General features: G+C 41.2%; 8 protein-coding genes. All 8 read right to left on the bottom strand.

Annotated elements, in window-relative coordinates:
* Positions 1–44: 44 nt before the first annotated feature.
* On the bottom strand, positions 45–1,745 hold the full coding sequence (locus tag DWW52_RS11935; RefSeq protein WP_118715747.1) for a TldD/PmbA family protein: 1,701 nt from the start codon (positions 1,743–1,745) through the stop codon (positions 45–47).
* A gap of 339 nt (positions 1,746–2,084) precedes the next feature.
* Positions 2,085–4,379 (bottom strand): Gldg family protein, encoded by a 2,295-nt coding sequence (locus DWW52_RS11930; protein WP_118715746.1) that lies wholly within the window; start codon positions 4,377–4,379, stop codon positions 2,085–2,087.
* 34 nt (positions 4,380–4,413) lie between these two features.
* Positions 4,414–5,340 (bottom strand): ABC transporter ATP-binding protein, encoded by a 927-nt coding sequence (locus DWW52_RS11925; RefSeq protein WP_118715745.1) that lies wholly within the window; start codon positions 5,338–5,340, stop codon positions 4,414–4,416.
* Positions 5,341–5,361: 21 nt separating this feature from the next.
* Positions 5,362–7,677 (bottom strand): Gldg family protein, encoded by a 2,316-nt coding sequence (locus DWW52_RS11920; protein ID WP_118715744.1) that lies wholly within the window; start codon positions 7,675–7,677, stop codon positions 5,362–5,364.
* Positions 7,678–7,684: 7 nt separating this feature from the next.
* Positions 7,685–8,614, bottom strand: coding sequence for an ABC transporter ATP-binding protein (locus tag DWW52_RS11915; protein ID WP_118715743.1), 930 nt, complete (start codon positions 8,612–8,614; stop codon positions 7,685–7,687).
* 100 nt (positions 8,615–8,714) lie between these two features.
* Positions 8,715–10,307, bottom strand: coding sequence for a PKD-like family lipoprotein (locus DWW52_RS11910; RefSeq protein ID WP_118715742.1), 1,593 nt, complete (start codon positions 10,305–10,307; stop codon positions 8,715–8,717).
* Positions 10,308–10,327: 20 nt separating this feature from the next.
* The gene (locus DWW52_RS11905; RefSeq protein WP_118715741.1) at positions 10,328–11,050 is read right to left on the bottom strand and encodes a DUF4843 domain-containing protein; all 723 of its coding nucleotides are present in this window, start codon (positions 11,048–11,050) and stop codon (positions 10,328–10,330) included.
* A 17-nt stretch (positions 11,051–11,067) separates the two neighbouring features.
* Positions 11,068–12,585, bottom strand: a complete 1,518-nt coding sequence (locus DWW52_RS11900; RefSeq protein ID WP_118715740.1) for a RagB/SusD family nutrient uptake outer membrane protein — start codon at positions 12,583–12,585, stop codon at positions 11,068–11,070.

The raw sequence follows: 12,585 nt of genomic DNA, 5'->3' as shown, positions 1-12,585 counted from the left end.
ACCCCGTGATTAAAAAAATCACCCAATTCATTAGCTTTTAACTCTTAATTCTTTCCCGGTGCCGGTAAAATCGGAGGAAGTTCTCTTGATTTCTCCCGACGTTGAGTCTCGATTTTGCTTACCAGAATCATCGGAGAACTAGCCGTTACAGGAACCCAACCGGATTCTGCCCCACACTCTCCCGTGAACACGCTCGGCTTATCACCGGCACATACGATATTGGAGAACATCGACAACGGTGTTCCGATCAAATCTACACCACGAACCAACTCGTCCGGACGTCCGTCTACATATACCCGGTATACTTCCAACGGGGTCACGTTGAAAGAGTTCAAACTACCACCTTCACCAGTCAATGTGAAACCACTGGTTACTTCTTTGAAATAATACCCGTATTCTTTTCCCTGACGTTTAGCCTCTTCAATCAACATGGATCGCAATTGAGCCTCCGTTTTCGGAGCAGTCGTTTCTACCACCAGGTTAGACTGGCGAGATACGGGATCACCACCTCCGGAAGTACGTCCATGACCATTACTGCTGGGGAATCCGTCAAGCGGTACCCGACTCATCAGGAACTCTCTCAAAATACCGTCTTTTACAACGTCAACCCGACGAGCTTTCACCCCTTGATCATCATACAAGTAGAATCCGTTCAACGCTTCTCCTGCATAACTGCGTAAGGTCGGATCGCAATATACCTGGAACTCGGCAGGCAGTACCAACTCACCCACTTTTTTCTTAAAGGTCTCACCACCACCTTTCAAACGGTGGCCTTCGATACGGTGACCGAAGATTTCATGAAAGAACACGCCACTCGCCGGGCCGGACAAGATTGCCGGACCCGTGTAAGGATTTACAACTGGGGCGTCACGCAACACCGTCAAACGCTTTACCATATCTTTAGCATCTGCGATCATCCGGTCATTTGCAGGAAGATCTTTCGGATCATAAGCAAAATAAGACATGTTCAAAGGTAATTCCATTCCATCGTCCGCTTTCATGGATGCACTAATCATTATCCGAGCATAGGTCCGATTCTGTACCACCTCTGTCCCTTCCGTGTTCACGAAATACGTGCGTAGTACTCGGTAAGTCAAACTTACATCTCCGGATTGCAATAACGGACTTTCTTTAAATACGGCTGAAACTTCATTCAACCGTTTTTCCCACGCAGCACGATCTATCGCTTGTTTCTCTGCCGGAATCGGAGCCTCGTAATATTTCTCCACCGGAGCCTCAGAGAAAGAGGGAGCTTTATCCTCGTCAGCAACACTTACCTGACTTTGGGTCTTTGCTTGCTGATAAGCCTCCACCGCAAAATTATAACGTTTCATTACCTCTGCCCAGATCGACTGACGGGAGGCATCCTCACCCTTCTCGTCATCCAATCCCAAGTAAGCCATCGGGTAGTTCCCATTTCGATCTCCCTGGGCTCCCATGGCATTATATTTAAAATTATCCAACTTCGTGTCTCCCACGCGCACTTGTGGAACAAGCGTACGTACACGTTGCTCGGAAGACGACATCGTCGCCCCGAAAGCACTTTGAATTCGCACATTCCGATCATCCATCACACGGAAATTCATGTGATAAGGTGGATTTTCCTGTTTTTGTAGCTCCTGCATATCGGCTGCTAACTCTTGCTTCAACAGTTGTAACAACTTGTCTTCCGACTGAGCGTACGTCTTTTGTACCATCAGCATGGAAAGGAAGCAACTAACAATAATCAATCCTAATTTTTTCATTTGTAATTGTAATTAATCATTTAAATTAAAGATCTTGAAGATCACGCACTATTGATATCAACAAAATTATACATCTAATTTTGTTATTCAAAATGATTCTACATTAATTCTTTGTTAATTCTTTATCTTTCAAAAATAGCCTTAATAAAGGCTGTTTTAACATTCCATGAAATATTACCCCTTATTTGTAAAATAACCTTCCCTAATGAAAATAAAACACAACCACACGATTTAGTTCCAAAAGTATATCAATGGAAAAAGTCTTGAAGACCTTTGTTTTTAACTGCAAATACAGAACAAAAAAATCTTCAAGACCACAATATTAATAATCAAGAAATACTATTTTCTTTTTCTTCGAATCAAAAGAGTTATACAACCAATCATCAATAAAATCGGAATAATCCACATGATAATCACTTTTATAACAACCGTACCCTGTGTAACCACAACCCGATCATCCGGAGGATTAACCCGGGCAGCATCAACCGGGAATTCTTCATATGACATATTGCGGAAAGTCTCCGTAATCAACGTGAAATTCGAACTCCGGAATCCTGCCCGATTCTGGGACAACTCCAACGTGCTGATACAATCGGCATCCCCGATAACAAAAATACGTTGTTCTTTATTTTTTACAGGACGAGTCAGGTATAGCATAATCGAATTAGATTTTTCTACTTCTCCCACGGCCGGATTCAACACAGATTTCTCGTTTATAAAATCTGTTGTTTCCTTCTCGATCCAGGAACCGCTACTTGCACTAGCTAGCACCTCTGTTATCTTAAATCCTTTTGTCGTATCAATAACCTCTACCGCACATGCCGAAGGTGTGATAATCGAATAACCTCTACGAAAATACCGGATATAATTTTCAGACACTTTGGCGGCCCCTTCTTTTATATTCGCCGCGATAATGTCATCCAAGTTTACCTCGGAAGGAGACACGATAATACCATCGGCAAAACGTAATCCCAACCTCTCGATCACTGGATTCATAAACTGTTGCCGTTTAGGTTCTCCCAAGATAAACAGATTCCCGCCACGGGCTAAATAAGAATCAAAATTCCGGAATTCCTCTTCCGTAAAATCACTTCTCATATCAGCAAGCACCACGATATCAATATCATCAGCGACAGGTTGATCCAACGAGATTTCACGTATCCCATACCCGCTATTTATCAATGAATAACGGAACGTCTTATTCGAGGCAAAAGAACCGTACCCTTTCTCTCCCATATCCACTCCGCTCCGTTCCTTGTGCCCGGTAACGAAACCCACCACAGGAGCCTCTTGAAGCAATGTTTTCAAGGCCGTTGATATCTGTGCTTCAAACGGATGAACCTGATTATCTTTATAAATACGCAACATTGCCTTTTTCCCATTTGCCGCAGTGATTACCCTGGCGAAACGACCGTCTTCACCTGAAATATCATCCATTTTCAACACCTCGTCCAAAGGCAAGAAACGTTTGGGATTATATCCCGAATATCTGCATTTATCCTCCACGACCTGTTCCAGCGTCATGGTATCATAAGCCGCCTTCGCATAAGGCATATATCCCTTGGCATAGTAGTACACGTACTTCAACTTTGTCTCCGGCTTGAAACGCAAGTATTGTTCGAACTGGGCTATATCGTCAATCCGATTTCGGGGAGCTCCGCGATCATAAGTCTCATCCAAATAATTGACATAAGTCGTGATCGTCAAATCGCCTTTCAACTTCCTGACAATCTCTTGACTCTCTTCCGTGAGCGTATTCACCTTTGTAGCGGTAGAATCGTAATAAGCTATAAATCCGGGTAATGACGAAATATATCCCAAAGACAAAGCAATCAATAATACCACACCATACTTAGACGAAGTATTCCATTTAGACAATTTCAATCTTTCTCCCTGAAGTTTTATCACGGAAAGTCCCAAGAACATAAAAATCACCAAAATAAAATACAGCGTGTCTTTCGTGCTGATCATTCCGCTGATAAACACTTTCGCACGGCCTGAAATCGAGAGCCAATAGGTAATATCCCGGACAAAATCATATTCTTGCCCGACCCCGCCTATAAAATTCAATATCGCGAGAATAGCAAGCGTCCCGACAACAGCCACGACCTGATATTTCGTGATCGTAGACATAAACAAACCGATCGCTCCATACGCCAAGACGGTCAGGAATACCCCGAAAATCCCCGTCAACATCATCGGTACATCCGGGGCCTGAACAGAAAAACAGGTACTTACAACCGGTCCCAACAATATTATACACAACAATAATGCGTAGACCACAACCGCCAGGTATTTTCCCAATATAATCTGGAAATTGGACACCGGCGATGAATACAGCAATTTGATTGATCCGCTACTCAACTCCCGGCTCATCAATCCCATCGTGAACAACGGGATATAAAGATATAGATTGCCTAACAATCCGGAGAGTATTCCCGAATACCCATCGAACAAAGAAGATGTAACCGCGTACATCCGGTACCCCAGTTCTTGATTCCTAAGTTGCATTTCAAGAGCATCGCTATAAGCCATTCCGACCTGAAAACTAAAAACAATCAGTATAAGCCATGCGATAGGAGAGAAAAATAGAATCCGAAGCTCTGATTTTGTAATTCGTATAATTGTTCTCATTCTTGTAATCTTTTAAAATAATATATAACCCTCCCTACACTTCTTTCCCGGACAACTTCGCAAACACCTTATCCAGAGACTCCTTCTCCAAAGAGATTTCACGTAAACGCCATTCTTGTGCGACAGCTTGTTTTATCACACGTCCGACAATCGAATCATCCCCCTTAAAATGTAACCTGATTCGGGTATTCGTCAATCGCTCTACCCTCACAATCCCCTCTATTTTAAGCAATTCTTCTGTCTTCGGGGCATTATGCATGATCGTGATTAACGCACTGGGAGACATATACGTGTTGAAAGCATTGATCGTCCCCTCAAAAACCTTTTGCCCGTGCTCGATCATCATGATATAATCACAAACAGCCTGTACTTCCGGCAAGATATGCGTGGAGATCAACACGGCCCGATCCTTGGCGATCTCCCGGATTAAATGGCGCACTTCCACGATCTGGTTCGGGTCGAGCCCGTTTGTCGGTTCGTCAAGAATAACAAACAAAGGATTGTGTATAATAGCCTGCGCAATCCCGACCCGTTGTTGATATCCTCCCGAAAGATTACGTATCTGCCGTTTGCTGAAATGCGTTATACCACATTTTGCTTTTGCCCTCTCAATAGCCTGGTCGATCTCCTTCTTGGGCATCAACCGGATATCCGCACAATGATACAGATACTCGTCAACAGTCATCTCCGTGTGAAGCGGTGCCTTTTGAGGTAAAAAACCAATATACTTTTTCGCCTCGATCGGATTCTCCCGCAAATTAATTCCATTGATAAAAACATCCCCCTCCGTCTGAGTCAACACGTTACAGATAATATTCATGGTGGTAGACTTACCCGCACCATTTGATCCGAGCAATCCGAACACACCCTTCTCCTCTATTTCAAAATTAATATCCCGAATGGCCCAATCTACACTATATTTATGAGATAAATGTCTGACTTCCACTATTTTATTTGACATACTCTTAAATTTATTTCTATACTACTTACGTTGTCTACGATATATAATCGAAATACCCGTCCCCGCAAGGAATACCGGGAAAAGAATCATAAAGAACAATTTTATCCAAACCCGCCAACCTCCTGACAAGTTAACTTGATTATCAATTGCCCCGATCCGATCCGTGTTGATAGGAAAAACATCATACGAAAGCCAACGGAAAGACCCGGTAATAATTTCAAAATTATTTGCCTCTATTCCAGGGCGAGAAAGACTGAATTCCTCATTCGTGATAAAATCACTATCTCCCGAAATAACAATACGTTGTTCTTTATCACCAACTTTACGTTTCAAATTAACCAAAGTCGTGTAAACCCCTTTCTGCTCCCCCGCCTCTGCGTTACAAACGAATTCCCCATCCACTAAATCCTTGGTTTCGTACTCAATCCAAGTATCATCACCCGTCTGCAATACCGGGTACACCTCAAAATCTTTCACTTGTGAGTAATCAAGAGCAACACTCGTGGGGACGGAAACCCCATATCCCCATTCGTACATACGGGCAAACATCGGATGTCTCTCCACGGCTTCTTTCGTGTAAGAGGTTCTCAACACTACCGGAGAGCCCAATTCATTCGGACTCGCAAGAACTCCATCTGAAAAATGTACTCCCAACGAAGCTGTCAAACGATTCATATTCTCGCTTCTACCGTACTCTCCCAAAATGACCATATTTCCTCCCCGATCAATAAAATCCTTCACGTTTGCCATCGCTTCACGAGAAAGAGAATCCTTTAAATCCGAAATAACAAGTACAGAAATATCGTCTGTAACCTTTTCCCGATCCAAATCAATCTCCCGCGTATCGAACCCCTGGTTCAACAACGAATGCCTGAACCACAAATCCTTGGCAAACAAATAAAATCCGCGTCCTCCATAATTATTAATACTACGAGAACCGTATCCCGTGGAAAAAGCAATCAGGGGAGCCTTGGCAATAAACCGCTTCAACGTGGCAGAAATTTCCCTTTCCCGCGGGTGCCGCTCGTTATCATTGAACAGTCGCAATACCTCTTTTCTCCCGTTCTCCTGTTCCGCTATACGAACGAATTGATATCCCTCTCCACTTAAATCAATAATTTTCTCGATCTCTTCCGGCGATTTAAACATCTTGAAATTCAGACTACTGATCTTGCAAAGTTCTTTCGCCCGCTCTTCATCATTCAAATCCGGATAGCGTGCATCCAGATCAGGATTATTCGCTTTATGATAATAATACACGTATTTCATTTTAATCTCCGGCTTAAAGCGGATATATTGCTCGTAACGGGCCATATCATAATTCCGGTTAAAAGGCAAGCCGGCGAAATAATCCGGGGCTAAAATATTCACGTACGTGGTAATAGTAAGCGGCCCCTTCAAATTTTTAATCACTTGCTGACTCTCAGGGGATAAAGTATTACTCTTCGTATACGTCCCATCGTAATACAATTTAGCTTGCGGAAGAGAAGTCAAATACCCCAACAACAAAGCGGACACGACAATCATACTATATTTCAACACTTTCGTACGCAAAGACATAATCTTCTTTTCCGTGTTTAATTTGAATATTGAAAGAGCAAGGAATAAAGCGATTACAATCAAGAAGTACAAAACATCAGCACTAGGCAACAATCCGGCAATAAAAGACGTCGAACGCCCGTAAATAGACAGCCAAAACGTGATATCCCGGACAAAATCAATCCCCTGACCGACATCCCCGATAAAATTCAGCACGGCCAAAACGGCCAAGGTTCCCACGGCAGCCACCACCTGATAAGCGGTAAGCGTTGACATGAACAAACCAATAGCCGAATAAGCCAGAATCAACAAATAAATCCCCAACATTCCCACCAAAAGCATCGGTAACTGGAAATTCTCGACCGTCAACCAAGAAAAGAACACGTTCAACCCGATAATACTCATCAAAGCCGCACCATAACACATCATGGCAATATACTTCCCGATAATAATCGAAGAATTCTTGATCGGTGAAGAATACAACAATTTGATCGAACCCGACTGGTACTCCCGACTCATCAATCCCATCGTGATCAATGGGATATACAAATAAAGATTTCGAAGTATCGGTTTTAAAATACCCGTCATCCAACTATTATAAATAGCCGAAGACACATTCCACAAACTGTTTCCCAAAGATTGTCCGCGTAATTGACTGTCAAAAACATTAGCGTAATCATACCCGATCAACAGGGCAAAAATAACTAAAACCAACCATGCTACCGGAGAGTAAAACATAGAACTGAGCTCTATTTTAGCCACTCTCAGCGTTTGTCTTATATTTTTATTTAATTTCATATCCACACTATTTTCTTACTTTTCCGGATAATTGTGCAAAAATCCGATCCAAACTACATCTCTCTACCAAAAGCTCTTTTAAATCCCAATCATTGGCCACACTTTCCTCTATATATCTCTCCGTGATGCTATTATCCTCATCAAAAAATATTCTAAAACGTCTTTCCGACAATTCCTCTATCCCTTTATTCGGAACCAAGCGAGCAAGAACCTCCTTACCCGGCGAATGATTCAATTCAATAATAAAACTGTCGGGAGCGATATAGTTATCAAAATCCTCCATGGAACCGGAGAACACCAAATGGCCGTTATCAATCATCTTAATATCATTACAGATCGCCTGTACTTCAGACAAGATATGAGTGGATAACAACACAGAATGCTCTTCCGCAATTTCCCGGATCAGGTTACGGATATCCACGATCTGATTCGGGTCCAACCCGTTTGTCGGTTCATCCAACACCACGAAAGCGGGATTATGCACGATCGCTTGAGCGATTCCCACTCTCTGTTGATATCCCCCGGATAAATTCTTAATCAACCGGTCACGAAAATGAGTGATCGAACAGCGTTCCAAAGCCACGTCAACCGCTTTACCCACTTCCGCCTTATCCATCAATCGCAAATGTGCGGCATTCCGCAAATACTCCTCCACGGTAAGATCCGTGTATAAAGGAGGTTGCTGGGGCAAAAAACCGATATACCTTTTCGCTTCCACCGGATTTTCCCGCAAGTTAATCCCGTTAATAAAAACTTCCCCCTCTGTTTGATTCAACACTCCACAAATAATATTCATCGTGGTTGACTTACCGGCCCCGTTAGAACCGAGCAACCCCATCACCCCCTTTTTAGTGATATCAAAACTGATATCTTTTATCGCCCACTGCACACTGTAACGATGAGACAAATTTCTTACTGATACAATCGAACTTCCCATATTTAATACCTAAAACTGTGATTTTTACATACGATTCGTTACTCCTTGCAGGCGTTTCCGCCCGCAAGGTTTAACTTTTTAATTAGCCACTACGATTTGTTTAATAATTCCAATGATCCAACTGCTTGTACTGAATATCCACGATACGCCCCACCTTGTTATCAGCAGGATAGGCTCCTTCCCCTACCGGATAAATAATTCTCTTCTCTTCAGGAGTATTCTTTGCATTCCAGATTTGTAAAATATAAAATTCTCCATTCTCAAGTCCAACAGCCATATGAGCATTAGACGGACTCTCCGCATTCATAGCTGTAATCTTAGCGTTAAAACTCTTATAGGGTTCCACCGGATCACCAATATTATTTAAATCCACATAATACACCTCCTGACCTACAGCAAAAAATGCGTATTCCGGTCGATCCTGTGGGAAAGCTGCAAGTGTTGGAACTCCCGGTAAACCTTTTAGTTCATGCAATTTAACTTCCACAATCTTGGGACGTCCATTAGATCCTGTCACTTTAACAATTTGCAAGAATACCTTATTCGTACTTTCTTCTCTCAAAAGCAAAAAGTAACCGTAATTAGGATAACCATATCCAAACATGGCCATTTTAATCAACTCATAGCCATTCATATTATCTAAAGGAACAATCTCATCGATCTTATCATTTTCTCCACAAGCTGGCAATGCCGTTAATTTTCCAGCTCCGGCAATCTCATCCGAATAACCACTGTTGACAACATAGAGCATTCGTTTATTCTTCCCGTCATACACGAAAGCGTATCCTGTACGGTTAGCCCTATAAAATCCTCGACCGACCTGACATTTTTCTACTGGTTCAGTCTCATCTTCATAACATAAAGGTGTTGGTAAAAAATATTCCGAATTATATACATAAGAAGAAGCCTTAAAACGAGAATATAAACGTCCTCGTTGGTCCGATAAAACGTCCACCCGATCCATAAATGTTCCGGGATAAATAATTGCCCCTTCCGGATATTTTCCACCGTCAAATGCTTGAATCATATCAATTTGCTTTTCAAAAGACTCCCCACTCAAATCAACCGCACCACTCTTTTGAAATACACAAACATTCCCGATCACCTCATCTTTATAATTAACACCTTGTCTAAAATGTACTTGTAGAGCAATAGGTCCTGTTCCCAACTCCTCACCATTTACCGAAGTATAAATATCATTGTAAAATTTTGTTTTCTTGAATTCATCTTTTTCATCATCATATTCCAAATTCGAAAAATAAGACAAATGAGATTTACCATCCATATCTGATAAAATAATCCAAGAGTACTCATTTTCGTAAATTCCCGTCACGTTAAGAGATGTCCGATTCATATATACAATATTCATTTTTAAATCAGTCACTTCCAAATCAACGTTCCCTCTTTTAAAGACTTCATCTGCTGTCCATGTAAAAATACGCTTATTCCATTCCGGCCTTGTCTCTCCGTTTAAATACCAAATGTAGGAATAACGAGGGGAATCTTCCGGGATTTCTATATTAAACTTCGGTTCAATTTTTACCTCCTCACCAAAAGTTGTCGAATAGGAATATTCATCAAAAGATATTGCTAACTCACTAATATCTTCATAATCATAATTCCCTTTATCCTCATAGCACGCAAGCATTGTTGCCACTATAAATAATAAAAAAACAGTATATATCTTTTTCATACTATCATTCTAATTACAAATTAATACATAGGAATTAACATTGGACTATTATCGTCCTCCGTGATCCCATGAAGAGCAATATAAGCCTTCGTATTTAAAGCTATTTTCCGTTTCTCGGTATCACTCAAACCATCAAATGTCGTGAATCCTTCATTTGCCGCAATAATCGTCTCCAACTTCTTATAAGAATAAGTCCCAAGATATGCCTCTTTTACCTCCGTTGTCCACCACAAAGGAATCACGTTCTTATCATTAAAACGAATCTTTACATCCGTATAAGTAACATATCCCAATCCGAAATTCTCATTCGCAACCAATCGCAAAGTTAATCGTACCTCTTTATCTTTAAGTGATGGTTTTCTATGCAATACCACAGACAACACGTCTGTAGCCTGTCCTTTGTGAAATATCGGAGGGTCAGGTAGGGTATATTGTTCCGGCAAAGCAGTCGTTAATGAATCCACCACTATCACTCGATACTCCATGTCCTCGGTTAATAAATCCCCGATTAAATTAATTTTGAAATCGTGGACTAACTCCGTCTCTCCCACATAATGAGAAAAAGAATAACCGACCGTATCTATTCTCACATCCTCAACTCCAACCCTTTTCCAGCGTTCAAAAAACAAGGCATGCTCCGCATCGTATGTTTCTATTTCCTGTTTGTCACAACTTTGGAACGATAACGCCATCAGGAATATGCAACCAAACAGCAAGACTTCTATTATATTTCTATTTTTCATAATCACTTCAATATAAATTAGTTTACATTTTCACTATCCGGTTTAGGAACGACAAATGAATCAGGATTCATACCTGTTGTAAATTTCTCTCCATATTTTTTATAATAGAAAAACGTCTGTCCTTCTTGAAAAAACTCCCGTCGTACTTCACCCAAAAGTCTAGACTTAAATGTAGTCATATCTGTAATCCCCAAATCAACATCTCCTTTACAATTCCTTCCAACTCTCACGTTCTTGATATTCTCCGCTGCATTAGGGAAATCCCCTATTGATGCATAATATTCTGCCAAAATAAAATGCATCTCGCTCAACCGAATCATAGGAACCATATCCTCTGTTGTCGTGATAAGCTCATCTGAACCGTCCGGTCTAATATTTTTCAACGGCATATAATCACCATAATCATCTTTAATCAATTTTAAACGCTGATCCCCGTTATCAGCAAAATCATACTGCCAAATCGTATTATATTTACTAATAGTCAAACAAGAATTACTTGTCGTTACCGCATACTCATCATAATCCAATTGTAACTTCGGGTAAGATAAACAAAAGATTAGATCCTTAGTAAATTTCCGGTCCGTACTCACCTTATTTCCCTCGTACGTGAACGCTAATGTCTCGTCAACATACGGAGAAAACTTTGCAACGAATCTTGCATTTTCTGCAGCAAGAGCATACTTATCTCCTCCCCAATAGCTATAAAAACGAGCCAACAAAGCAGTAACAGCCAAACCATTAATCCGGTACCCCCGGTAGTGATAAAATGGTAACCTCTCAACACTCGAACCGTCTCCAGAAGCAGAAATTCCTGTTTGGTCATTAACCACAAAACGATTCAAAGTAGCCAAAGCACTTCTATTCGCAAGATTCAATGTATCATACCCCATAACCATTCCCTTCGCCGCTAACAAATCCGTTTCTATCTTTTTCATGGTCTCTTCCACACTAAGAGCAACCTGTCCCCCGTAATAAGGAAAATCCGTGACATAAGGAATATATATCCCTGAAGGCTTCGAAGCAGGAGCCGGAGCGAAAATTCGCAATAAATCAAAATGCAACATGGCACGAGCAGCCAAAGCCTCCCCCTTAATCATCTGTCTCTCGGCTTCTCCCAATCGAAAATCCTCCGGCTTCAGCACATCAATATGATTAATAATATTATTACAATTGGCAATCGTGTTATAAGCCATCGACCAAATACTATTAAATGCATTTTTTATATCATCATTGGCATCATACTCAAACTTTGCCGCTTGATAATAATAATGATACCTCTTTATATTATAATAATTTTCACCCTGAAGACAATAGACCTGTCCCATGGCATCAATCATCCCATAAGTTAATTCCCGTCCATAAAGTTCCGTACTCGCCATTTGTTCGTATATACCATTCAGCGAATTCTGGAAACCCGTAGCTTCCTTGAAAAGATCGGCTTCAACGATCGATTCCTTTGGCGACACATCCAACCAATCGGAGCATGAAGATAAAATCAATCCCCATACAACCAGTAGTAATATTTTTTTATTCAT

This window comes from Odoribacter sp. AF15-53, assembly GCF_003479425.1.
Lineage (GTDB): Bacteria > Bacteroidota > Bacteroidia > Bacteroidales > Marinifilaceae > Butyricimonas.
This window is presented reverse-complemented; position numbering and strand designations above follow the sequence as displayed.